Annotated in this window: 21 protein-coding genes, 1 pseudogene and 1 riboswitch; of the genes and pseudogenes, 9 read left to right on the top strand and 13 right to left on the bottom strand. The window is 67.3% G+C overall.

Annotation, left to right across the window (positions count from 1 at the left end; all coding sequences use genetic code 11):
• Positions 1-184 precede the first annotated feature (184 nt).
• From AMD30_RS21415 to AMD30_RS21425, 3 genes are all read right to left on the bottom strand, one after another.
• The gene (locus AMD30_RS21415) at positions 185-1,210 is read right to left on the bottom strand and encodes an ABC transporter substrate-binding protein (protein ID WP_442902735.1); all 1,026 of its coding nucleotides are present in this window, start codon (positions 1,208-1,210) and stop codon (positions 185-187) included.
• 82 nt (positions 1,211-1,292) lie between these two features.
• Positions 1,293-2,123: an ABC transporter ATP-binding protein gene (locus AMD30_RS21420; protein WP_055477015.1), complete on the bottom strand. Its 831-nt coding sequence runs from the start codon at positions 2,121-2,123 to the stop codon at positions 1,293-1,295.
• Positions 2,120-3,199 carry a FecCD family ABC transporter permease gene (locus AMD30_RS21425; protein WP_035718205.1) on the bottom strand — a complete coding sequence of 360 codons (1,080 nt, stop codon included), beginning with the start codon at positions 3,197-3,199 and terminating at the stop codon, positions 2,120-2,122. Before AMD30_RS21425 ends, AMD30_RS21420 begins: the two co-directional genes overlap by 4 nt.
• 47 nt (positions 3,200-3,246) lie before the next feature.
• A riboswitch (cobalamin riboswitch) is annotated at positions 3,247-3,428 on the bottom strand.
• A 119-nt stretch (positions 3,429-3,547) separates the two neighbouring features.
• On the opposite strand from AMD30_RS21425, the gene AMD30_RS21430 reads away from it, so the two are divergent.
• Entirely contained in the window at positions 3,548-4,501 is a 954-nt protein-coding gene (locus tag AMD30_RS21430) for an L-lactate dehydrogenase (protein ID WP_010844555.1), read from the top strand.
• 3 nt (positions 4,502-4,504) lie between these two features.
• On the opposite strand, the gene AMD30_RS21435 is transcribed toward AMD30_RS21430, so the two are convergent.
• Entirely contained in the window at positions 4,505-5,389 is an 885-nt protein-coding gene (locus AMD30_RS21435) for an alpha/beta hydrolase (RefSeq protein WP_010844556.1), read from the bottom strand.
• A gap of 185 nt (positions 5,390-5,574) precedes the next feature.
• Here AMD30_RS21435 and AMD30_RS21440 point away from each other — a divergent pair, with 185 nt between their 5' ends.
• The 6 genes and pseudogenes from AMD30_RS21440 to AMD30_RS24780 form a co-directional block, all read left to right on the top strand.
• Entirely contained in the window at positions 5,575-5,847 is a 273-nt protein-coding gene (locus tag AMD30_RS21440) for an excalibur calcium-binding domain-containing protein (RefSeq protein ID WP_035718198.1), read from the top strand.
• A gap of 38 nt (positions 5,848-5,885) precedes the next feature.
• A complete protein-coding gene (locus tag AMD30_RS21445) occupies positions 5,886-6,308 on the top strand; it encodes a helix-turn-helix domain-containing protein (RefSeq protein ID WP_010844558.1) in 423 nt (140 codons plus the stop codon).
• A 49-nt stretch (positions 6,309-6,357) separates the two neighbouring features.
• Positions 6,358-6,816, top strand: coding sequence for a VOC family protein (locus AMD30_RS21450; protein WP_010844559.1), 459 nt, complete (start codon positions 6,358-6,360; stop codon positions 6,814-6,816).
• A 52-nt stretch (positions 6,817-6,868) separates the two neighbouring features.
• Positions 6,869-7,567 (top strand): YoaK family protein, encoded by a 699-nt coding sequence (locus AMD30_RS21455; RefSeq protein WP_231632814.1) that lies wholly within the window; start codon positions 6,869-6,871, stop codon positions 7,565-7,567.
• A 10-nt stretch (positions 7,568-7,577) separates the two neighbouring features.
• On the top strand, positions 7,578-8,408 hold the full coding sequence (locus AMD30_RS21460) for a DUF2786 domain-containing protein (protein WP_055477017.1): 831 nt from the start codon (positions 7,578-7,580) through the stop codon (positions 8,406-8,408).
• Positions 8,409-8,523: 115 nt separating this feature from the next.
• Positions 8,524-9,345 (top strand): annotated as a pseudogene (locus tag AMD30_RS24780) (LysR substrate-binding domain-containing protein); the annotation flags it as partial.
• Positions 9,346-9,498: 153 nt separating this feature from the next.
• Here AMD30_RS24780 and AMD30_RS21465 read toward each other — a convergent pair.
• From AMD30_RS21465 to AMD30_RS21490, 6 genes are all read right to left on the bottom strand, one after another.
• Positions 9,499-10,227, bottom strand: coding sequence for a carbohydrate ABC transporter permease (locus AMD30_RS21465; protein ID WP_084817341.1), 729 nt, complete (start codon positions 10,225-10,227; stop codon positions 9,499-9,501).
• Positions 10,228-10,366: 139 nt separating this feature from the next.
• A complete protein-coding gene (locus tag AMD30_RS21470) occupies positions 10,367-11,344 on the bottom strand; it encodes a carbohydrate ABC transporter permease (protein ID WP_197282827.1) in 978 nt (325 codons plus the stop codon).
• 1 nt (position 11,345) lies between these two features.
• Positions 11,346-12,203: a metallophosphoesterase gene (locus AMD30_RS21475; RefSeq protein ID WP_055477018.1), complete on the bottom strand. Its 858-nt coding sequence runs from the start codon at positions 12,201-12,203 to the stop codon at positions 11,346-11,348.
• Positions 12,200-13,582, bottom strand: coding sequence for an ABC transporter substrate-binding protein (locus tag AMD30_RS21480; RefSeq protein ID WP_010844566.1), 1,383 nt, complete (start codon positions 13,580-13,582; stop codon positions 12,200-12,202). Before AMD30_RS21480 ends, AMD30_RS21475 begins: the two co-directional genes overlap by 4 nt.
• Positions 13,579-14,706 (bottom strand): ABC transporter ATP-binding protein, encoded by a 1,128-nt coding sequence (locus AMD30_RS21485; protein ID WP_055477019.1) that lies wholly within the window; start codon positions 14,704-14,706, stop codon positions 13,579-13,581. Before AMD30_RS21485 ends, AMD30_RS21480 begins: the two co-directional genes overlap by 4 nt.
• Positions 14,707-14,832: 126 nt before the next feature.
• A complete protein-coding gene (locus AMD30_RS21490; protein WP_055477031.1) occupies positions 14,833-15,801 on the bottom strand; it encodes a YhjD/YihY/BrkB family envelope integrity protein in 969 nt (322 codons plus the stop codon).
• A gap of 83 nt (positions 15,802-15,884) precedes the next feature.
• On the opposite strand from AMD30_RS21490, the gene AMD30_RS21495 reads away from it, so the two are divergent.
• Together AMD30_RS21495 and AMD30_RS21500 are read left to right on the top strand one after the other, a co-directional pair.
• Positions 15,885-16,403: a TIGR04338 family metallohydrolase gene (locus tag AMD30_RS21495; protein ID WP_055477032.1), complete on the top strand. Its 519-nt coding sequence runs from the start codon at positions 15,885-15,887 to the stop codon at positions 16,401-16,403.
• Between the two features lie 260 nt (positions 16,404-16,663).
• The gene (locus AMD30_RS21500) at positions 16,664-17,899 is read left to right on the top strand and encodes an MFS transporter (RefSeq protein WP_231632815.1); all 1,236 of its coding nucleotides are present in this window, start codon (positions 16,664-16,666) and stop codon (positions 17,897-17,899) included.
• Here AMD30_RS21500 and AMD30_RS21505 read toward each other — a convergent pair.
• From AMD30_RS21505 to AMD30_RS21515, 3 genes are all read right to left on the bottom strand, one after another.
• On the bottom strand, positions 17,880-18,866 hold the full coding sequence (locus AMD30_RS21505) for an ABC transporter substrate-binding protein (RefSeq protein WP_055477021.1): 987 nt from the start codon (positions 18,864-18,866) through the stop codon (positions 17,880-17,882). The two genes, AMD30_RS21500 and AMD30_RS21505, sit on opposite strands and share 20 nt — an antisense overlap.
• 221 nt (positions 18,867-19,087) lie before the next feature.
• Positions 19,088-20,728 carry a purine-cytosine permease family protein gene (locus AMD30_RS21510; protein WP_055477022.1) on the bottom strand — a complete coding sequence of 547 codons (1,641 nt, stop codon included), beginning with the start codon at positions 20,726-20,728 and terminating at the stop codon, positions 19,088-19,090.
• 115 nt (positions 20,729-20,843) lie between these two features.
• Positions 20,844-22,856: a hydantoinase B/oxoprolinase family protein gene (locus tag AMD30_RS21515; RefSeq protein WP_055477023.1), complete on the bottom strand. Its 2,013-nt coding sequence runs from the start codon at positions 22,854-22,856 to the stop codon at positions 20,844-20,846.

Raw genomic sequence — 22,856 nt, forward strand, 5'->3', positions numbered from 1 at the left:
AGAACCGTAGCTGCGAATGTAGGTTCGAGTGTACACCGAAGTAGACGCACCACCACGCCAAAATCTCTGTTGTGCAAAGCTATTGAGCGACGGCGATCTGTCGGTGGCTTATGATAGGGCCGCTGACGAGGCCCGTATCCACGAAGGCTGCGTGGTCCACGGGGCCGCAAGCCCGACGTCGGCCTCACTCCAGCCAGTTGTTGCCCCCGAGGTCCAGTTGCGCGACGTCGAGGGTCGGAGTGATCCCGGATTCCGGTGCGAGACCGTGGTTCTCGAGGACGTTGCGCATGATCTCGGCGGCGTCGATGTTGAGCGGGCTCGACACCCACATCGCGTACGGCAGGTTCACGAATCGGTTCTCGCGCACCGCCTTGAGGTTTCGGCTCGCCGGGTTCGACCGGAGCGCGGCGATCTTCTCGTCGACCGACTGGCCGGGATAGTCGACGAACACGATGACGTCGGGGTCGGCGGTGGTGAGGCGTTCCCAGCTGACGGCGGTCCAGGTGTCCTGGATGTCCTCCGTCGCGTTGCGGGCGCCGGCGGCGTCGAGAATGCCCTGCGGGCCGCCGTAGGACCCCGAGGAGAAGATGGTGTCGGACACGCTGTCGAAGACGAAGACCGTGGGCTTGTCGGCCGGTTGCGGAGCGGCGCGGAGCTTTTCGAGGCGATCGGACACTTCGTCGGCCGCAGCGGCGCCCTGATCCGGGTTGCCGGTGATGGTGCCGATGTTGCGCAGATCGGTGTCGAGCGCGACCCACGGGTCCATGGTGCCGCGCTGGGCCTCGCCTTCCACCTGCCGGCATGCCTCGGACAGCTGGTACACGTCGATGCCGTGGGAGGCGAGGATCTCCGGCGTGATCCCGCGGGATTCGCTCATACCGTAGTTGTATCCGGCATAGAGCACCTGGGGTTCGGCCGCGACGATGTTCTCGAGAGTGGGGCGTTCGGCCGCGACCTCGTTGAGCGTGTCCACCTGAGGTCCGTACTCGAGCCGCAGGACGTCTTTGTCGCGGGCGAGCGCACTGACCGCCACCATGCTGTCCCGGGCGCCCGCCGCCAGTGCGATCGCGATCATGCCGCCGTCGTTGACGAACAGTCGATCGAGGGGCTGGGGGAATGCGACGTCGGTTCCGCAATTGGTCACGGTCACAGTGTTTTCCGACGCGGCGGTGCTGTCGGCTCCGCAGGCGGTGACAGCGCCCAGGGTCAACGCGGCGACCAGGACGCCTAGGGTCGGGTGGATTCGGAAGGTACGTGTACTCAAGGGTTTTCCTCTCACGGGGTGACTTTCGTCAGAGCTCGGGGGACAGGCGGGTTCGGGGCACAGATGAGGACGGGGTGTCGAGCAGCAGGTGCGGCAGACCCGTCGACGGGTGCGTGACGACAGTCCCGGACACCTCGAAGACGTTGGCCAGCAGATCCGGCGTCAAGACCTCGACAGGTCGGCCGTGGGCGACCACACCACCATCGGAAACCACTGCGACGGAATCGAAGTGGCGTAGCACGAGGTCGAGGTCGTGCATCGCCGCGAGGACGGTGGCGTCGAGTTCGTCGAGGATGTCCATCAGCCGGAGGCGCCAGGCGGCGTCCAGGTGATTGGTGGGTTCGTCGAGCACCAGGATCGGGGTCTGCTGTGCGAGTGCACGGGCGAGCACGACGCGATGGCGTTCGCCGCCGGACAGGGTGGTGCACGAGCGGGTGCCCCAGCCGTCGAGGCCGACCCGCGCCAGCACGTCGGCGACCACCGTCGAGTCGTCGGAACTCCCCGTGGACCAGGCCGACCGGTACGGGGTCCGGCCGAGTCCGACCGCTTCGGCGACGGTCAGTTCGGCGGAGGGCTGTTCTTCCTGACCGACCACCGCGATCGACCGCGCGCGTTGCCGTGACGGGATGCGGTGCAGATCGTCGCCGCCCACGTCGATGGTGCCGGCGACCGGGCGTTCGAGACCGCACAGCGTGCGCAGCAGGGTGGTCTTGCCCGAGCCGTTGGGACCCACGATCGCCAGTCGGGTGCCCGCCGGGACGTCGAGGTGGACAGCGCGCAGGATGACGCGCCCGCCTCGCCGGCACGCGAGTGCGTTCGCGCGCAACGCCATCGACGGGTGTCGGGGTGCGACGGTCATGAGCCCCCGCCGAACACGTACTGGCGTCGACCCATGAGGAACAGGAAGATCGGTGCGCCGATCAGCCCCGTCACGATACCGAGGGGCATCTCCCGAGGCGCGGCGGCGACCCGGGAGATGACGTCGACCCACACCAGGAACAGCGCCCCGCCGCAGACCGCCACCGGCAGCATCGCGCGGTGGGTGGCGCCGACGAGCAACCGGGCGGCGTGGGGAACGATGAGCCCGACGAAACCGATCCCGCCCGCCACCGCGACGAGGACGCCGACGAGGACGCCTTGAATCCCGAACAGCGCGTTGCGCATCGCGCGGACCGGTACCCCCAGTGACGTCGCGGTGTCCGTGCCGGCCGCGTAGGCGTCGAGCCACGAATGGATCGCGAGCATCGCCATCACGGTGACCAGCACGACCACCCCCGCGATCTGCACCTTCGCCCACGTGGCGCCGGCGACGCTGCCCAGCATCCAGAACATCACGTTGTCGGCGGCGTGCGGATCGGCGGCGGTGAACACGAGCAGCGACGAGAGCGCCATGAAGGCCGACGACAACACGACGCCGGAGAGGATGAGTCGCAGCGCGGTCAACCCGCCCTGCGCGCGGGCGACCAGGTACACCGTGACGGTGGCCGCGAGTGCGCCGAGAAGCGCCCCGCCGGACAGCGACCACACCCCGAGGCCGGCCAGCACACCGAGGGTCATGACGGCGGTGGCCCCGACTGCCGCACCTGCCGACACGCCCAGCAGGTAGGGCTCGGCCAGCGGGTTGCGGACCAGGGCCTGCATGAGAGCGCCGGCCAGTGCGAGGCCGGCGCCGACGAGCGCGGCCAGGACGGACCTGGGGAGACGGAGATCCCAGATGATCACGGCGTGCGCGGTGTCGGGTTCCGCACCGGTCAGGCGACCGACGACGGTCTGCCACACGTCGGCGACGGGAATGGTCTCGGCGCCGAACGCCGTGGCCAGGGCGATGCTGAGGAGGGTGAGGACGAGCAGAACTGCGGCTAGCGGCGTCGAACGGAGTCGCCGAACCGGCGGAGCGGTGGCGATCTCGGTCGTGCCGACGGTACGACGGGACACGGCGGGTACGGCCTTACGGTCTGGGTATCTGTGCGCGAGATACACGGTGGACTCGAGCGAGAGCGGTGGGTATTCGGACTCGGGTTCGTCCGGAACCGGCGCCTTCCCGGGTCTCCCCAGTGGCTTCGTGCCGGTTCCGTCCCCCATACCGCTGCGCGCCAGTCCTGGATTCGCACCAGGTTCCCCGGCACCCGCGCGTGCAGGTGCGACCGTTCTCGGTCGTGAGGCTATCAACATCCACCCGAGCCGGGCGCGGCGCGGGTCGGTCGCCGTGCCCGGACATCCCGGGTGACACCGCCTAGGCTGGACGCGACGACCTGGCGACGTGACGGCGGAAACGGTGAACCGATGAATGCACGAGACACGAAACTGGCCATCATCGGGGCGGGTGCGGTGGGTACCGCGATCGCCTACTCATCCCTCATCCGCGGGGTGGCGCGGACGATCGCGCTCCTCGACATCAACGCGGCCAAGGTGACCGCCGAAGTGCTCGACATGTCCCACGGACTCGAGTTCGTCCCGCGGGCGGACATCATCGGATCCGACGACGTGTCGGTGTGCGCGGACGCCGACGTCGTGGTGTTCACCGCGGGTGCGAAGCAGAAGCCCGGCCAGTCCCGCCTCGAATTGGCCGAGGCGACAATAGGTCTGACCCGCGCCATCCTCCCGGGTGTCTTGGAGGTGGCCCCTGACGCCATTTATGTGATGGTCACGAATCCGGTCGACATCGTCACCTACGCCGCTCAGGAGATCAGCGGTCTCTCACCCAGCCAGGTCTTCGGTTCGGGCACCGTGCTCGACTCGTCGCGGTTGCGATTCCTCCTCGCACAGCACTGCGGCGTGGCGGTGCAGAGCGTGCACTCCTACATCGCCGGCGAGCACGGCGACACCGAGATCCCGCTGTGGAGTTCGGCGACGATCGGTGGGGTGCCGCTGACGTCGTGGACACCGCTGCCCGGCCGGCCGGCGCTGGATGCCGTTGCGCGCGAACGCATCCACCACGAGGTCGTGCACGCCGCCTACACCATCATCGAGGGCAAGGGTGCCACGAACTATGCCATCGGGCTCGCCGCGACGCGGATCGTCGAAGCCATCGTGAACAACGAGCACCGGGTGCTGCCGGTGTCGACACGCGCCGACGGCATCGAGGGGCTCGAGGGTGTGTGCCTGTCGTTGCCGACCGTCGTCGACCGAGGCGGTGCGCAGACCCGGCTCGACGTCCCGCTGTCGGACTCGGAACGCGCGGGACTGCTGGCGTCGGCGGAGACGCTGCGAGCGATGCAGGCGCGATTCGGGTTGTAGGACCTAGACGGGCACGCTTGCGCGCAGGAACTCGAGCTGGTCGGCGACGACCTGCTCGAAGTCGTCGCCGACGTAGATGTCGAAGTGGCCCACCGGATACCGGATCACCCGGGCCCGCGGCGCGCGGCGCGCGTATTTGACCGTCGGGCGCGCGGGAGCCACGGTGTCCCCGTCGCACACGCACAGCAGGGTCGGGCAGTCGAGGTCTTTGAGCGCCCGGCCGGGGGAGTGCAACGGGATCGTCAGGCCGACCCGGGCGGCGACCTCGTTGGGCAGCTCGAGGCCCTCGGGGATGAGCGGCAGATATCCCGACACCGCGTCCGGGGCCGTCATCAGCGCCGCGGTTCGCGGTTCGCCCGCGAGCCCCACGGTCACCGGCGGCCGGCCGAATGCCGACCCGACGATGTCGGCGAGCGCGCGCACGGTCACCTTCGCGCCGGACACCACACCCAGCGCGGCGGTCGACGCGATCCCGCTGGTGAACGGGCACTGGGAGATCACTGCGGCGACCCGACCGTCGCGGCGACCAGCCACGAGGACATGTCCTTCGCCGAAAGAGGTGCCCCACAACACGATTCGTGACGAGTCGACGCCGTCGAGGCGTCGTGCGAAGGCGATCGCCGCGGCCCAGTCGTCGAGCTGGCGGCGGATGGACAGGAGCTGGCGCGGTTCGCCGTCGCTGTCCCCGAAGTGGCGGTAGTCGAAGACCAGACAGGAGTATCCGGCCTCGGTGAACCGTTCGGCGAATGCGTCGAGCCGCATCTGCCGCACCCCGCCGAGGCCGTGTGCCATCACGATCACCGGTGCGGGGGCGGAGCCGTCGGGGCGGTACCACCAGGCCCGGCACGTCGTCCCCGACGAATCGAACTCGACGTCGTTCCTGATCATTGTTCCCCCGCTGGTCGTGTGCGTTTCTCGGGCGGACTGTATCAACACGCGTTGTCAGACAACAGCCCGCCTGTCCGTCGGCCGGACCAATCTTCGCCATGAGCGCGCTTGTCGACAACGTGACCCCGTAAGGTCACCTCGTCACGATGAGGTGTCGGGGGACACACAGAAGAAGGTCAAGCACGATGCGTTGCTCGCGAAAGATGGTCCTCGGATTCCTGGCCGCGGCGTCGATGACGGTCGCCCCGCTGATGGTGGCGGCACCCGCATCGGCGGCGACCGATTACGCCAACTGCTCAGCACTCAACGCCGATCATCCGCATGGTGTGGGCCAGACGGGTGCCGTCGACTCGACGTCGGGCACCCCGGTCACGACGTTCACCGTCGACGACGCTCTCTACGACGCCAACAGCGAGAGCGATCGCGACAAGGACGGGATCGCCTGCGAGAAACGCTGATCAACCGTCAGCGCCGAACATCGGCGACACTGGGTGACATGTTCACCCCGCGCGAGGCCGAGAACCGACGGTTGCTGAGCGCGCGCGACGCCATCGACCGCGCTTGTGCCGACGATCTCGACGTGGCCACGCTCGCCCGCATCGCGTCGATGTCGTCGTCGCATTTCATCCGCCGGTTCCGGGCCGTGTTCGGCGAGACGCCGCACCGCTACCTGCAGCGCAGGCGCATCGAGCGAGCCTGCGCGTTGCTGCGAACCACCGACAGCCCGGTGCTCGAGATCGCGCTGAGCGTCGGCTACGACAGTCCCGGCACCTTCGGCCGGACGTTCACCCGGGTCGTCGGCTGCAGTCCCACCACCTACCGGACGAATGTGGTGCCGCTACCCGTGCCCGGGTGTCATGTGCGCCGCTGGACCCGGCCGGCCGATGCGGTCGCCGATGTCCCGACGTCGTCGGAGTGAGCGATTTCGGAGAAGCGCGGGCCGCACGGGCGGTCGTATCGTCGGAACCGTGATCAACGGCATCGGCATCCACTCCATCTACGTCCTCGACCAGGACGTTGCGCTCGACTTCTACGTGGGGACACTCGGTTTCACGGTCGACACTGACGTCGACATGGGGTTCATGCGATGGCTGACGGTCGCGCCGCCCGGACAGCCCGACAGGCTCATCCTCCTCGAGAAGCCCGGGCCGCCCGCGCTGTCCGGCGAGACGGCCGACAAGGTCCGCGACCTCGTGACGCAGGGGGCGATGCCGGTGACGATCCTGTCCACCGACGACTGCCGTGGCACCCACGCGGCCCTCGTCGCACGCGGCGTCGAGTTCACCCAGGACCCCGAAGACCAGCCCTACGGCACCGACTGCGCGTTCCGGGATCCATTCGGGAATCCGCTGCGGATGACCCAGCGGGCTGTCGAGGATCGGCCCGTGGGGGACGAGGACATCGCGCGGTGGGCTCCGGGCAGCTGACCAGAGGCTGTCGAACAGCCCGACCGGACGCGCGGGCGTTAGATTCATGCCCATGGCGGCCCGACTCGACAGGTACCTGAGCAGCAGACACCCGGATGTCGCGATCGCCGCGGCCTTGCTGTTCGTGGCCGGACTGGTCGACGCCGTCGCGTTCGTCGTGCTGAAGGGCAGCTTCGTCGCCTTCATGTCCGGCAACTCCACCATCCTGGGTGAGTCGACGTCGGCGGGCCGATGGTCGACGATCGCTCTCGTCGCCGGACTCGTCGCGGCGTTCTTCGGCGGCGCGGTGGGCGGTGCCGCGATCAGTCGCTGGGTCGCGCGCTCGCCGGTCTGGGTTCTCGTGGCCGTGACCGTCGCGCTCCTCGTCGGCACCGTCGTCGCGCTCACCGCATCGCCGACCGCCGGGATGATCGTCGTGGCGGTGGCGACCGGTGCGATCAACTCCGCGCTGTCGCACACGTCGACCGTCCAGGGCGGATTGACCTACGTCACCGGCACGCTGGTGAAGTCCGCGCACGAACTGGTCGCGTCGCTGGGCACCGATCGGCCGTGGGCGTGGCTGTCGGTGTTCTGGATGTGGCCGGTGTTCGTGCTCGGCGCGGTGTGCGGTGGATTCGCGGAACGGCAGTGGGGAGTGGCCGGGTTGTGGGTCGGGGTCCTGATCTCCGTGGTTGCGCTGACACTTCGCGTCGCCGAGACGTCGTCTCGAGGCAAATCGCGCTCGGATGGAACCGAACGGGCCGCTGGATAGTCTGAAACATATGCGCGACGACAAGCTGCTCACCCGGATCTCCGCACTTCTCCGTCAGGCGGAGAACACCGACAACGAGCACGAGGCCGAGACCTTCATGCAGGCCGCCCAGCGGCTCGCGACCGCATCGTCGATCGACCTGGCCGTGGCGCGGGCCCACGACCCCGCCGCGCGTAAGAAGGTCACCCCGGTCAGTCGCCAGATCGCCATCGGCGAACCGGGTAAACGCGGCCTGCGCACCTACGTCCAGCTCTTCGTCGCGATCACCGCCGCCAACGACGTGACGGTCGACGTCGCGAGCAATTCGACCTTCGTGCTCGCCTACGGCTACGAAGCCGACATCGACGCCTGCGAAGCCCTCTACACGTCGCTGATCGTGCAGATGGTCGCGGCCAGTGACGCCTACCTGCGGTCCGGCGCCTACAAGGGCGAGACGTTCGCGCGGGTCGTCACCCGGGGGAGCGGGTGGCGTGCCCGCCGCGTCGTCGAAGAGAAGCCGTTGTCACCGATCACCGCCCGGCTCAACTTCCAGTCGGCGTTCGCCGAGCGCATCGGCAAACGCCTCGCCGAGGCCCGCGACGCGGCGCGCGACGAGGCCATCGCCGCCGAACGCGATTCCGGTGAGTCGACCCGTTCCACTGCGGTCGCATTGCGCAACAAGGAGATCGAGGTGACCGACTTCTACCGGACGGAGTCGAGCGCCCGCGGCACCTGGCGTCCGTCGAGCGCGTCCGCCGGATACTCGGAGGCCGCACGCCGGGCCGGTGACCATGCGGGACGCCGGGCGAAAATCGGTGCCGACCGCGAGTTCGGCGGCGCCCGAGGCGCGCTGGAGGGTTGAACCAACGGTGCTCGATGTCGCCCGCAGGCATTCACATGCTGTTCACCGGGCATTAGGTGTCACCGCTAGCGTGGGCGACAGAGAATCGTCGTGAACGTGACCTTCGGGGGAAACCGTGGAATTCAGGCACCTGGTCTCCTTCATCGCGATCGCGGAGGAACTCCATTTCGGTCGGGCTGCGGCGCGGCTCCATCTCACACAACCGTCGCTGAGCGCCCAGCTCCAGAAGCTGGAGCGGACCGTGGGTGTCCAGCTCGTGGCACGTAATTCGCACGAGGTGCGGCTGACATCGGCGGGGGTGGCCTTCGAGGAGCACGCCAGACTCATCTTGCAACAGCTGCAGAAGGCGGCGACCAGTGCCAAGTCGACCGCGGAGGGTATCTCGGGCTCGCTGAACGTCGGCTACAACCTGCCTGCCGATCATCACGTCCTGCCCCGTGCCATGGCGAGGATGAGCGAGGCATATCCCGACATCTCGATCTCGCTGTGGGAGAAGCGGACCGGTCCGCAACTGACGGGGTTGTCCGACGGCACCCTCGATCTCGCGCTGATGTACGGCCGACCGCACACGCACGAGTTCCGTTCGCGGCGGCTCATCGCGAACATTCCGATCGTGGCGATCGTCGGCCGCAGGCACAGGTGGGCAGGGCGTCCGAGTGTCCGTTTCGCCGAACTCGCTTCCGAGCGCTGTCTGCTCTTCCAGCGAGCCCAGACACCGGCGATGTACGACTCGATCTTCGGCGCCGCGGACGACGCCGGGATCGAGATGACCATCGCACAGAACGCGGATGATCCGGGTGCCACCGCGCACATGGTCTCGGTGAAGAACCTGGTCGGGTTCGCGTCGCTGCCGCGCGCAGTGGTCGTCGGACGTGGGGTCTCCGGCTCGGATCCGGTTGCGGTGAAGCTGTTCGATCCCGTTCCGGTCGTCGACCTTTATGCGGTGTGGCGCGCCGATGACACCAGTCCCGCGCTCGTCAACTTCCTGGACTGCCTCGACCCCGACACCGACTCTGGCGCCCACCGCGTCCGGAGCACCGTGATGGACGGCCGCCGTGCCGAATCCACCTCTCTTCCCACGGGTGTCGCCCTACTTCAGTCCGGACCGGACGAACGCGTTCACGATGTGCCGCTGCAGGGCCAGGTACAGTACGAACACCGGCAGACAGGTCATCCCGGCCAACGCCATCATCGCGCCCCAGTTGGTGCCCTCGGCGGTCATGAAACTGCGCAGTCCGAGCTGCACGACCGAACTCGTGCGCTGTAGGACCACCGCCGGCCAGAAGTATTCGTTCCAGGCGTTGATGAACAGCAACAGACCCAACGCGGCCAGTGCGGGCCGCAGGTTGGGGACCACCACTCTCCAGAGAATCGACCACGATGAACGGCCGTCCATCTCGGCGGCGGCGACGAGTTCCTTGGGAAACGAGTCCATGTGCTGGCGCAGCATGAGCACGGCCAGCGCCGAGCACAGCGTCGGCATCACCACGCCCGCGAGCGTGTTGAGGAGGCCGAGCTGTTGGAGAAGGACGTAGTTCGGGAGCATGGTGACCTGGAACGGCACCAGCCAGGTGCCGACGAATCCCAGATACAACACGCGTTTGAACGGGAAATCGAACATCGCGAACGCGTAGGCGGCGAGTAACGCGATCAGCAGTTGCGCGACCGTGGATCCGGTGGCGACCGCGAACGTGTTGAACAGCAGGCGGATGACGTCGGTCTGAGCCGCCGCGTCGGCATAGTTCTGGATCGACAACGGCCATGGCAGCGGGGCCAGCGAGTATTGGTCGTCGGGGTGACGTAGCGACGTCGCGACCATCCAGTAGATGGGGAACCCGCAGGTGAAGGCGATGGCAGCCAGTGTGAGGTGGCCTCGAACCGTAGCCAGGCGGGGCGATGCGGTGGTGGGGCGTACCCCTGTGGCGGACCGGGAAACAGGGGAGTCGGGTGCCCGCAGCTCATCGGTCGTCATGAAAGGTCACTTTCTCGGTGAGGCGCATCAAGCCGGCGGCGAGCAGTCCGAACAGGACGAAGGCGACCACGCCGACCGCCGCGCTCATACCGGCGTCGAAAGTCTGGAAACCGTACTCCCACAGCAAGTAGTAGACATTGGTGGTCGAGCCGGACGGGCCGCCCTGCGTGAGGGTGTCGATGAGAGGGAACGTCCACTGGGCGCTGAGTATCACCGTCAGCAGGGTGAGCAGAAGCAGGGACGGGGACAGCAGCGGCAGAGTGATCCACCGATCGATCTGGCTCCGCGTCGCTCCGTCGACGCGTGCGGCCTCGTCGTAATCGGGGTTCACGTTGGCGATTCCGGCGGACACGACCAGGACCGCGAACCCGATGATGTGCCAACCGGTGATCACGATGATGGCGAGCTGGGCGGTGCGGGTGTCGTTGATCCAGTTGACCTCGAGGCCGAGGGTGCGGTTGATCACGCCGGCTTCGGGTTCCGCGAGCCAGCGCCATGCCGCCGCCGATGCCACGGGGGCCACGAGGAACGGCGCGAAGATGACGGCCTGGTACACGGTGCGTATCCGGCCGGTGATCCCTCGGGCCGCGAAAGCGACCATGACCGGGACGACGACCGAAAACGGAAGCAGTCCGAGTATCACCTCGCCGGTGCGCAGCAGCGAGTCACCGACCGCCGGTATCTCGGCGAGCCGCCGATAGTTTGCTCCACCTACACCGACCATCTCACTGGTGGGCAGCAGATTCCACGAATGAAATGACAACTGGACGGCCTGGCCCAGCGGGTGGTAGATCCAGACCGCGAGCATCGCGATCGCCGGCAACAGATACAGATACGGCAATGCCGACCGCCCGAGTCGCCGCCGGCGTCGGCTGTGGCGCTGTCTGCCGGTCTCGGTGATCGCCGATGCGGGAGCCGGATCGACCCGTACTGGGGGTGCAACCTCCGAATCGAGCACGAACACGTCACGTCCCCTGGCGGGCGAGATCGCGGAGTCTGGCCAGTATTTCGCTCTCCGACACGTCGTACACCGGTTGGGACGGGGTCGCCTCGACGGCCGTTGCGACGACGGTACCGTCCACGATATCGATACGGCTGAAACCGAATCCGAAGACGCCGCGGTGTCTGCCGATGGGGGCGAAGGTGTCGAGGCGGTAGGACAACGCGGGTCCGACCCATACCGGTATCCCGGCGAGGGAACCGCTGCCGGTCAGATGTGAGTGTCCGCACACGATCATCTTGACGTCCGACCCTAGGAGGATGTCGCCCAGTCGGGCGGCATGCTGTAGACGCAATCCGTCGATCGGCGGGATGGCCGATCTCAGTGGTGGATGATGCAGCACGAGCACTGTGCAACCGGCCGGTGCGGCGTGCGCCAGCTCCGAACGCAGCCATGACAACTGGGCGTCGTGGAGCCAGCCCTCGTGACGGCCCGGTCGGGTGCTGTCCATGGTGATGACGCGAGTGCTGCCGAGGAGGTGCACCGTGTCATGCGGACGATCGGGATCACCGCGATCATCGAACAGTCCGGCTCGGAAGCTCTCTCGCACATCATGATTCCCCATGGCGTAGATGATCTCGGCGTCGAGTGCGGCGGCCGCCGGTTCGACGAGATCGCGCAGCCTCCGGTAGGCCCGGATGTCGCCGTCGTCGGTCAGATCACCGGACAGCAGCAATGCGTCGACGTTCCTGCCCGATCCGACGATCTGCTCGAGCACGGCGCGCACGTTGTCCGCGGTGTCGACGACGCCTCGGACCAGCTCTCCCGGTGTCACGATGTGGGTGTCGGTCAGTTGCACGATGGTGCAGGCCGGTGTGCTCATTGCGCCGGCATCAGACTCGTCGACAACCGCTGGGCCTCGCTCAGGGCAGTGTGCGGGTCGGCGCCCTGGTAGACGATCTTCTCCACTGCCGTCATCAGATTTCCCTGGATCTGCTTGTAGCTGTTGCCCGGCATCGAGACCCAGGGCTCGAGACGTTGCAGCTGTTCGAGATTCGGCTCGAGTAGGTCGCGGTTCTGTTCGGCCCAGCCGGCGAGATAGGCAGGGTCGTCGACCAGTCCCGTGCGCAACGGTAGGTAGCCGATGCCCTTGGCGATCGTGGTGAAGGCCTCGTTGCCGGTCAGGTACTGGATCAGCTGCCAGGCAGCGCGCTGCTTGGCGGGGTCCTTGGCGAAGGCGTAGAGGGCCACACCGGAATTCGTCGGGACCGTGGGTTGCCCTCCGAAGGCGGGCATCGGCGCTGCGCGCAGCTCCCACTTGCCGGATGCGCCCTTGAGGAACGTCGACTGCATCGAGCTGCTCTCCAGGATCATGCCCATGTCGCCGCGCGTGAACGCCTCGTATCCCTGCTGCTGGGTGTACGCCGGTGTGGCCCCGATCTCGACGAGTTGCTGTGCCATCCCGGTGGCCTCGACCGCGGCCGGGTCGGCGAATGACAGGGTGCTGCGGTCATCGGAGATGACCTGTCCTCCTGCCGATCCCACGAGCGCCTGATAACACCAGTCGGTGGCTGATTTCGTCAGACAGTCGATGTAGACGCCGCCCGCGCCGGTCCTGTCGGCTATCGCCGCCGCAGCCGTCCGCACCTCGTCCCAGGTGCGGGGCGGCTTCTCCGGATCCAGACCGGCACGGCGGAAGAGGTCCGCGTTGTAGTAGAAGACGGGCGTCGACATGACGAACGGGATGCCGAACGTGATGTCGTCGGACACCGCGAGGTTTCGGACGCTTTCCGCGTACGGGTGCTCGCCGCCGAATGCCTGCTCGATGGCATCGGGACCGAAGAGGGTCGACAGGGGTTGCGCGCCGAGCTGGTCGACGACGAAACCGAAGTCGCCGAACCCGAGCTGCGCGACGTCGGGCGGGCTGCCGGCGACCGACTGCTTCTGCACGCTCGAGATGGCGTCGCGTGCGGGGTTGGGGCTGTTGCCCTGTGGCTTCTGCGCCTTGACGGTGATGTTGGGATACTTTTCGCCGAAGTCGGCGATGAGTGTGTTGAAGGTGTCCGTCCATGCGCCGGCGAGGCCGTAGTTGTAGCTCTCGAAGACGATCGTGACCTGCTGGCCGGGGGCGAGTTCAGGGACGCGCGCGGATGAGTTGTTCTCGGATGAGGCTCCCATGCCGCACGCGGACAGCGCGACAAGGACCGCTGTGCCGAGGGCCGCGACGGTCCAGGCGCGGCGGACGAAGTTCGTGGGTCTCATGACGGTGCTCCTTGAAGGCTCAGATGGTGGTCGAGGGGTTCGAGCGTCTCCGACCAGCGCAGCCGGCGCCCCGAGGGGGAGTCGAAGAGATGGACGTCGTCAACGGGGACGGTCACCCGGACGTGGTCGCCCTCCCGCATTCGGCCGGGGCGGGCGATTCGCGCCTGCAGGGCGATGGTGCCGGCGCGGAGGTGGACGATCTCGTCGCTTCCGTGGTTCTCCACGGCGTGGACCAGTGCGCCGATGGCTCCGGCGGGATCGAATCGCAGCTTCTCGGGTCGAATCCCCGCGGTGACCACCTGATCGGCGTAGCCGGGCGGTGCGGCCAGGCCGAGTGGGATGTCGAGTCCTTCTGCGCGCAGGACGATCTCACCGGCACGGGCGGTGGTGGTTGCGTCGAACAGACACATGGGCGGTGCCCCGAGGAATGCTGCGACGAAGGTCGTCTCGGGACGGTCGTAGAGTTCGTCGGGAGTGCCGACCTGCTCGATGCCGCCGCGGTTGAGCAGAACGATGCGCGTGGCCATCGACATGGCCTCGACCTGGTCATGTGTGACGTAGAGGAACGTCGATCCGATCCGGCGGTGCAGATCGATGAGTTCTGTCCTGGTGGCCGCACGCAACTGCGCATCGAGGTTCGACAGGGGTTCGTCCATCAGATATGCACCCGGCTCCTGCACCATGGCCCGAGCGAGTGCGACGCGCTGGCGCTGACCACCGGACAGATCGGCTGGTCGACGCTCGAGGAGTTCACGCAGTTGCACGGTCCCGGCGATACGAGTGACCCGCTCCGCGATGTCCTTGCGTCGCATCCGGCGTGCCCTCAGTGGAAATGCGATGTTCCTGGCGACCGTCAGATGCGGATACAGTGCGTAGCTCTGGAAGACCATCGCGAGCCGGCGTTCCCGGGGTGGCAGGCCGGTGACATCGCGGCCGTCGATCCGGACCGCACCGGCGCTCGGCTCGAGCAGGCCGGCGATCAGCCGCAGCAGCGTCGACTTGCCACAACCACTTGGTCCGAGGAAGACGATGAATTCTCCGTCGGCGATGTCGAGGTCGACCGCGTCGAGTGCGCGGGTCGAGCCGAACTCCATCGTCAGTCCGCTCAGTTCGATCCGGCTCACCGGCGAGACGCTCGCGATCGAGGCGACCCGATTTGGGTGCGGTTGGGGGATGACTCATGGCGCTTCACTCCGGCCCCTCTCACGTGGCTCGACTTGCTCAGCCAGTGTCGGTCGCCGTCGGCGCACTCAGGGGTTGGATAGGCGATGCCGATCGCCGGGTGCGCTGTCGTCGATCGCGGACGCCCCCGGGGATCGGGTGGTCCGGTCGTACCAGGCCATCGACGGTTGCGGGACGAACGGCGCCGGGGTGCCCGCCCACCGCCGCACCCACCGGCCGACGCGACCCTCGTCGGTCGCCGTGGCGTGTACGACGATGGCGGTGACCACGAGGATCAGTGCGAAGACGAACAGCCAGCTGATCGCGACGAAGACGACGCCGAGCGTGCCGTAGCTGCGGATCGTTCCTGCGGCGAGTGTGGGCAGCGCGACGCGGGTACCGGCGAGCAGCACCGTGATGAGGAGGCCGGTGCCGAGTCCGTTCAGGAGTAGCAACTTCATCGGTACCTGTGACGACACCAGCAGCCTGGGGATCGCGGTGAACGTGGCCGACCAGATCAGGAGGGTCACGGCGACGATCAGCACGATCCCGAGGATGCCGCGGTCGCCGACGTGTATGCCGAACAGCGAGGTGGCCTGCAATCCCGTGGACAGGCCCTGGGCGGTCACCGCCGCGGGGATGAGAAAGACGACGACAACCCACCGCCAGAAGCCGCCCCACGACAGTTTGGCGACGTCCCAGATCGACACATACATTCGGCCGAGGGCACGTGACAGGGAGGTGGCGCCGGCGATGGTCATCAGCGCACCGAGGACGCCGAAGGTCGTGGCCGACGTCGGGTCGTCGATCGTGGGTGTGTCGAAGCTGCTGACCGGGATGCCGAGCCCGGTGAGTGCGTCGTCGACGACGTCGCTGCCCGGTAGGGAGAGCACCAGGATCACGATCGGGAGGATCGAGGTGAAGGCCTGCGCTGCCAGGGTCATCGACCGGTCGGTGAGGTTTCCTCGCGCGATGTCGACGACGATGCGGAGGACCAGGGAGGCGCCGGGCAGCCGCATCACGCGCTCGCGCACTGCATCGAGATCAGGACGGCGCATGAACTCTCCCATCGGCTCCGGTGTGAGCTTCGGCCGCTCGCTTCACTCCCGGCGCCGGGCTCGTCCTCATCATGGGCGATGCCGTGAGTGAACGAGACACCGGGCGCGCAAGATTCTACGAGGCCGAGCACCTCGTGCACCGGCTCTTCGACAACGTCTCGTCATCGCGGACGGTACAGCTGGCGGGCACCGAGATCACTCTGCCGGCCGAGGCGAGGTTCGCATCGGTCGACGCCGTCGCCGACTACGTGACCAGGGTGCTGGCGTTGCCAGGGGTGCGATCGCGCTTCGAGCGGTCGTCACAACCGGTGTCGGTCCGCGAGCGGCGCGGCCAGCGATCCGCCCATTACGCCGCCCGGGTCCGGAGATCCGACGGCGCGCCGCTCGCCGCCGAGATCGCCATCCCGTCGGCGGCCGAGGGGCGCTGGGCGCTCCGCGAACTGGTGGTGCTGCACGAACTCGCCCACCACCTCGACGGGACGACCGGCCCGGCGCACGGGCGCGGATTCGTGCTGACGCTCATCGAACTCGTCGGGCTCGTACTCGGGCCCGAGACGGCGTTCGTCTATCGGGTCGTGCTCGGCGATTCCGGGATCGGCTGACCATCCTCGTCGCGGGGGCGCGGAGCCCGGGGCCACTCGCCGGGAACGTCCTCGAGGTGTCGGAGCAGCCGTTCGTAGCCTCTGGTCGCCGCGTGCGTCCGCGGCGTTGGTAGGTTTCCCAGGTGCCCTCGGGGTGCACGGCCGGGGACTCTTCGGGCCCGGTCTCGCGGACGAAATGTGGTGAGGGACTGGTGACGCCGTCGAGCGGGTGGTCGCAACTGCGGGCGTTGCCCGGACCGGTCCGTTTGATGCTGGCGTCGATGACCCTGTTCAATGTCGGCTTCTACCTGGTGGTCCCGTTCCTGGCTGTGCGTCTGAGCAGCGACCTGGGTTTCTCCGCCGCGGTGGTGGGCCTGGTGCTCGGCCTGCGGATGGCCTCTCAGCAGGGCTTGTTCTTCTTCGGCGGCAGCCTGGCGGACAGGTTCGGTCCCCGGGCGATCATTCTTCTCGGAATCGCTGTGCGAGTTGCCGGGTTCGCGATGCTCGGCTTCGTGACGACCCTGCCGTGGATCATCGCCGGGGTGGTCCTGATAGGCGTAGCGGCAGCGCTGTTCGCGCCTGCCGTCGAAGCTGCGAACGCGGCGGTGGGTGCGCAGCTCGAACGCGACGCCATCATGAGGCGGACCGAACTGTTCGGCCTCGAGCAGATGTGCAGCCGTATCGGCACCGTGATCGGGCCGATCATCGGCACGTCGCTGCTGGGTGTGCCGTTCGCATGGACGACGGGCTGCGCGGCCGCCTTGTTCGCGGCGCTGTGGGTGGCGTTCTGGCGGTGGTTCCCCGCCACGGTGCGCACCACGGCCGACCTGGACGGGGGTCCCGGTTCTCCCGCGTTGTCCGCGGTGTGGCGAACGGTGCTGTCGGACAAGGTGTTCATGACCTACGCCGTCTTGTGCGGCACACAGCTGGCCGCATTCAGCCTGGTGTACCTCATGCTGCCGGTGGAACTGCAGTCCTTGACCGGCGATGAGTCCGGCCTCGGCTGGTTCTACGCCGGGGCGGCCGTCCTCGTCATCGTCTGCCAACGGCCGATGGTTGCCGTGGCCCACCGCATCGGCCATCGCCGAGCAGTGATCGGAGGGATGGCGATCATCGGGTTGTCGTTCCTCGCACCGGTGTTCGCAGAGATCTCGCCACACGATGTCGCCGTCGGCAACACCGCGCTCGCGGCGTGGGTCGCGCTGCTGCACCTCGGCCAGATGTTGATGGTCCCCCCGATGCGCGACACGGTGGCGAGATTGGCTGCAGAACGACATCTCGGCGCATATTTCGGGTTGCTCAACAGCGTCGCCGGGCTCGGTTGTCTCGCCGCGTCGGCGGGAGTGGGTGCGCTCTACGACGTGGCCGACGCCCGCGATCTGTCGACGGCGGCCGTGTGGGCTCCCGTGACCGCTGTGATCATGCTGGCCGTGGCCGGCCTGATCGGTTGGTACCGTGCCCAGGCGGTGCGCATCCGCCTGGGCCGGCGCGACGGCGTCAGAGAGGTTTCGTCTTGAGTTGTTCGACGAGGTCGTCGAGCACGAAAGGTATCGTCAGCGGATTCGGCATGGACACCGCGTCACTCACGATCGGGTCCAGTCCGACCAGCGCGCCGGAACGCACCGCGGGCAGCTGTGAGAACAACTGAAGGGACTCCATCTCGGTGCGCGAGTTCGGCCAGTTGTCGAACACGATGACGTCGCTGTCGATCATCGGGATGTTCTCCAGTGAGATCTCGACGAACAACTGGCCGTTGAACGCACCCGCGAGCGCCGGCGGCGCCCCGAATCCCAGACCGGTCAGCAACTGTGTACGCGCGGCCTCCGGGCTGTAGACGCGGAGGTTGCCGTCCCCCCACCGAACGACCATCGCCGCGGTCCGGCCGCTGAACTGTGGGTTGTCGCGCCGTCGGCTGACCACCAGATCCTCGGTGGAAGAGACCAACTCACGTGCTGCACCGGGAAGTCCGACGGCCGTGCCGATCCTCGTGGTGACCTCCTGCCAGGGCAGCACCCAGTCGGTGTGGTCTGCCGCGTGCAACACCGTCGGCGCTATCGATGCCAGCAGCCGATAGGTGGGCTCGTCGATTGCGTTGTTCACGGCGACGATCAGATCGGGCCGGGCGGCGGCGACCGCGGACACGCTGAAGTCTGCAGTGGCATTGGCCAGGGCTTCGGGATCGTCGCCGGTGATCCTGGGTTCTGCCCACTCGCCGATGCCGTCGTCTGTCGAGCCCTTCCACACCGGCACCATCACCGGCATCACACCCAGTGCCAGCAGCACGTCGGCATCACCGATACCGATGACCGCGATCCGCGAGGGGGCGCGCTCGATGGTGGTCGACCCGTACATGTGATCGATCGTGACCGGAAATGCGTCGGATTCGGGCGTCACCGCAGCAGGTGCACCCTCTGCCGGGCGACCCTCGGAGTCACAGCCGGCCAGCACGCCTGCGGCGGCGGCGGTCAGGCTCAACGTCAGCATTCTTCGGCGATTCATCACGACCACGAGTCGATACCTCTTTCATCAGCAGTAGTGAGGTGATCCTAACCCGGTGGGCCGACCGGCCCCTGCGCGATCGATCACAGGCGCTAGCGGGCGCCCCGCCACATGGGTCGCCCGCCGCGAACGATCGATCCACCACGTTGACGACCGATCCGGACCGGGTTGCCACGGAGGGCAACCCGGTCCGGAGATCCGGTCGGTCAACTGGCGGCGCGTGTCCTCGAGGCCTTCGACGCAGCAGCCTCACGATCCGCGGCTCGCTGGAACTCGACGTCGTCGGATGCGCAGGCCAGACAGATCGGCGCATGTCCGGCGGCCGGGTCGCGGTCCATCTCGTAGGCGATGTAGCTGTCATCGCAGCAGTGACAGCGGATGCGTGCCTCCCACATGTCGTCGACCTCATCGCGAGGGTCGTGGGGTCGCTGCATGGTGAACCAGCCCTCGCGCCGGAACTTCAGCGCCACGGCGTAGATGACGCCGGCGACGACGAAGGCGATGGGTGACGCCCACACCGCGCCGAAAGTACCGCCGAACAAGACGAGAGCGATGCCGATCACGGACGCGCCCGCCCACGCGCCGACGCCGGCCGGGTTGACCGCGGGCACGCGTCCCGGGCGGAACTCCAGGGAGTCGGCGGGAATCCGACGCAGCCGCATCCAGGCGATGTGCGTCAGCGCGATGGCGACCCATCCCACGATGAGGACGCCCTGGTACTGCAGGGAGGTGGTGATCCAGGACAGCACGTTGGTCAGCATCATCAGGTAGACGATCACCGCGACCACGCCGACCCAGAAGGTGCGGGGCATCGAGAACTTGACCGTGCGGGCGAAGAAGTTCTGGAAGTTGGTGGACGCCAGGTAGAAGTTGCCGCTGTTGACGCGTGTCTGGCTGACGACGACCCACAGCAGACCCCAGATACCCATCATGCCGACGATCCCGAGGATCGCCGACTCCTCGGAGAGCGGTCCGGCGATGGTGATGGTCTGGGCGAGGAACATACCGACCGCCGCGTTGATCAAGAGGGTGACGACGTAGAACGGCGTACCGAAGGACACCCGTGCGTTGAAGGTCGCGTCCTGCGGGCGGCCGAATCGCGCGTAGTCCCAGGCCATCATCGTGACGACCCAGACGCCCATGTAGATGACGAAGGCGTACCACCACCCGGGCACCCCGAGATCGGCCGCGGCCTCCGGCTCGTAGGTGAGCCAGTCGTTGCTGTAACCGTATTCGGCGATCGCCCACACCACCGAACCGATCAGCCCGACCACATAGAGCGGCAACAGCACTCCGTTGAGCCGGTCGAGCCAGGTGGCGACACCGCGCCACGCCAGCGGCGCCTGATAGGCGACGACCACCAACGCCCAGAACGCGATCGGGAGTGCACCGAAGTAGGCGTGCAGGGCCGACGCGACGATCGCGCCCTCGGCCACCACGTAATACGCGATGGTGATCCCGAACAGGGCTGCGGCGAAGGCGGATCCGGCACGGCCGAACACGACGCGGGAGAACAGCGAGACGCTGGTTCCGGTCTGATTGGCGAACTTGGCGGCGACGGAGTTGATGGCGCCGTAGGCCACGACCGAGAGTCCGATGCCGATGAGGGCGTCGGCGGCTCCGACGGAGAGCGAGACGGTGGCGCCGACGACCACGAAGAACATCGCGCTCATCAGGCCGAACCAGGCCATCGACACCGACGAACGCGACGTCCGCCACGAGTTGGGCACGATGTGCATGGAGTAGTCCTCGGCCGCGGCGCGTGCGAGGACCTGGGGATCGTCGGTGTATGTGACGTCCAGGGGCGGAACTCCGCCCGCCCTGGAGGACGAGATGTCGAGAGTCATTGCATTCCTTGGTGTTCGAGTGGTGGTCAGATGTGCCGGCAGCGGCGGGTGGATGGCGTCGTCGCCATCACCCGCCGCTGGGTGTCGTACGAATCGGGTCCCGGTGCCGGGAACGTCAGACGGTGGCCGGCTCCGACACCGTCAGCGTGCCCGGGACGAAGTCGACGGTGGGGTCGTCGGTCCAGTGGATGACGGTGCGCCGCCGCAACATCTGCCGGAACTGCGACGTCGTGTTGGTCAGGACGTCACCGCTGCCCCAGTCGAGGATCACGCCGTACTGGCGGACACAGTCCATCTCGTTGATCAGACCGGAGCGGTACTCCTCGGAGACCGCTTGCGGGTCGCGTTCGATCCACGCGTGCCGATTGCTGCGGATGTACTCGCGTGCGGTGAGGGTGGCTTCGAGATCCACCTCGTATGCGAAGATCTCGGGATCGATCTCCTTGACGACGACGCCGTAGTCCTTCTCCGCCCGGGCAATCGAGACGTAACCGTCGATGACGTCCTCCAGCACGGCGTCCACGTCGCGCTGGAGCGGGTCCCCGAGACCGCCGCCACCGGCCGACGGACGGGTGAACTCGTCTCCCGACTTGATGGGGACCGCGGCGAAGATCGAGCCGAGGTACTGCTCGTCCTCGGTGCCCTTGTTGAGCCAGACCCCGTGCGGGATGGACGGCAGGCCGCCCCACAGTCCCCAGGTGACCGACCGTTCGCGATCACAGCAGTAGGACATGACGGTGTTGTCGCTGGCCCACAGCTTTCCGCCCTTCTCGGCGCCGAGGCCCCCGCGGAACTTGCCGGGCCCGCCGGAGTCGGGCACCAGGTCGTGGCACGATGTGAGGACCGGGGCCAGACGCTCCTGCCCTTCGAAAGGCTGTGTGCCGTACTGGACTCCGAAGACGGCAGCGGATGCGTTGTAGCCGTCGGCGCCGTTGCGGGCGCCCCAGCCACCCATCATCCAGTCGTACCACATGAAATTCGGATTGCCGTCGCCGCGCTGATCTCGGCCGCCCACCAGGAGGTACTCCAGGTTGAACGTGCACGCCATCGCCCGTTCGGGCTGGATGTCCGACCAGATCTCGAAGACCGAACTCATGATCTTCTCGAACGGGCCCGAGCAGAAGCCGGCACACGGCGACGGCCAGTCGGCGTTGACCACCGACCCGAGTGGCCCGAGGTCTGCTGTCACGACGCGGTAGAACCCGGAATTCAGTGGGATGTCCGGGAATTGCATCTTCGTGCCGGCGACGATGCCGGCGAACGACCCGCCGAATCCCGCGTTGAGCATCGACGAGATCGACGCGTGTGATTCGCTGAGGTCGTAGTGAACGGTGTCTCCGGAGATCGTCATCCGTGTCTTGATGGGGATGAGACCCTCCCCGCGCGCCGGGTCCTGATCGATGTAATCCTCGGTGTACCAGACACCATCGGGAAGTTCGGCGATCTTGGCGCGGGTGAGATCCTCGACGTAGTCCTGCACCTCGGCCATCGCCGTCTTGATGGTCTCGACGCCGTACTTGTCGCACAGACGCTGGATCTCGCGCTCGGCGACGCGGGTCGCCTCCGCCTGTGCCTGCATGTCGCCGATGATGTCGCGCGGGTTGCGGGTGTTCTTCGCGATGAGGTAGGCGACGTCTTCGAGGAACTGGTCCTTGCTCCACAGGCGGGTCGGCGGGATCCGCAGTCCCTCGCCCATGTGATCGAGCGCTTTGACGTTGAACGACCCGGGAGTGGCGCCGCCGACGTCGGCCCAGTGGCCGTTGGCCTGGGCGTAGCCGAGCAGCTCGCCCTGGTAGTAGATGGGCCGGATGATCCGGGTGTCGTTGAAGTGGCTTCCGCCTTCGTAGACGTCGTTGATCACGAAGACGTCGCCCGGATGGATGTCGCCCTCGAACTGCCGGATGACCGCCTTCGCGGTGTAGTGCAGTGTTCCGACGTGGGCCGCGATGTCGCCGGTGCCCTGCATCACGGTGTTGCCCTCGGTGTCGCAGAGCGCCGAGGAGAAGTCACGGGAGTAGATGACGAACGAGTAGCAGGTGCGCAGGATCTGTTCGGCCATCTGATCGACGGTGTTGATGAAGGCGTTCTTCAGCACCTCGAACGTGACCGGGTCGAGTGTTGTTGCCAT

This window comes from Gordonia sp. HS-NH1, from assembly GCF_001418765.1.
Classification (GTDB): domain Bacteria; phylum Actinomycetota; class Actinomycetes; order Mycobacteriales; family Mycobacteriaceae; genus Gordonia.

What these genes read in the sequence shown, in the direction of transcription:
- AMD30_RS21420 (WP_055477015.1), bottom strand. Translation starts at nt 2,123, where the DNA reads ATGACCGTCGCACCCCGACACCCGTCGATGGCGTTGCGCGCGAACGCA.
- AMD30_RS21430 (WP_010844555.1), top strand. Translation starts at nt 3,548, where the DNA reads ATGAATGCACGAGACACGAAACTGGCCATCATCGGGGCGGGTGCGGTG.
- AMD30_RS21435 (WP_010844556.1), bottom strand. Translation starts at nt 5,389, where the DNA reads ATGATCAGGAACGACGTCGAGTTCGATTCGTCGGGGACGACGTGCCGG.
- AMD30_RS21440 (WP_035718198.1), top strand. Translation starts at nt 5,575, where the DNA reads ATGCGTTGCTCGCGAAAGATGGTCCTCGGATTCCTGGCCGCGGCGTCG.
- AMD30_RS21445 (WP_010844558.1), top strand. Translation starts at nt 5,886, where the DNA reads ATGTTCACCCCGCGCGAGGCCGAGAACCGACGGTTGCTGAGCGCGCGC.
- AMD30_RS21455 (WP_231632814.1), top strand. Translation starts at nt 6,869, where the DNA reads ATGGCGGCCCGACTCGACAGGTACCTGAGCAGCAGACACCCGGATGTC.
- AMD30_RS21460 (WP_055477017.1), top strand. Translation starts at nt 7,578, where the DNA reads ATGCGCGACGACAAGCTGCTCACCCGGATCTCCGCACTTCTCCGTCAG.
- AMD30_RS21465 (WP_084817341.1), bottom strand. Translation starts at nt 10,227, where the DNA reads ATGGTCGCGACGTCGCTACGTCACCCCGACGACCAATACTCGCTGGCC.
- AMD30_RS21475 (WP_055477018.1), bottom strand. Translation starts at nt 12,203, where the DNA reads ATGAGCACACCGGCCTGCACCATCGTGCAACTGACCGACACCCACATC.
- AMD30_RS21480 (WP_010844566.1), bottom strand. Translation starts at nt 13,582, where the DNA reads ATGAGACCCACGAACTTCGTCCGCCGCGCCTGGACCGTCGCGGCCCTC.
- AMD30_RS21490 (WP_055477031.1), bottom strand. Translation starts at nt 15,801, where the DNA reads ATGCGCCGTCCTGATCTCGATGCAGTGCGCGAGCGCGTGATGCGGCTG.
- AMD30_RS21500 (WP_231632815.1), top strand. Translation starts at nt 16,664, where the DNA reads ATGACCCTGTTCAATGTCGGCTTCTACCTGGTGGTCCCGTTCCTGGCT.
- AMD30_RS21505 (WP_055477021.1), bottom strand. Translation starts at nt 18,866, where the DNA reads ATGCTGACGTTGAGCCTGACCGCCGCCGCCGCAGGCGTGCTGGCCGGC.
- AMD30_RS21510 (WP_055477022.1), bottom strand. Translation starts at nt 20,728, where the DNA reads ATGACTCTCGACATCTCGTCCTCCAGGGCGGGCGGAGTTCCGCCCCTG.
- AMD30_RS21515 (WP_055477023.1), bottom strand. Translation starts at nt 22,856, where the DNA reads ATGGCAACAACACTCGACCCGGTCACGTTCGAGGTGCTGAAGAACGCC.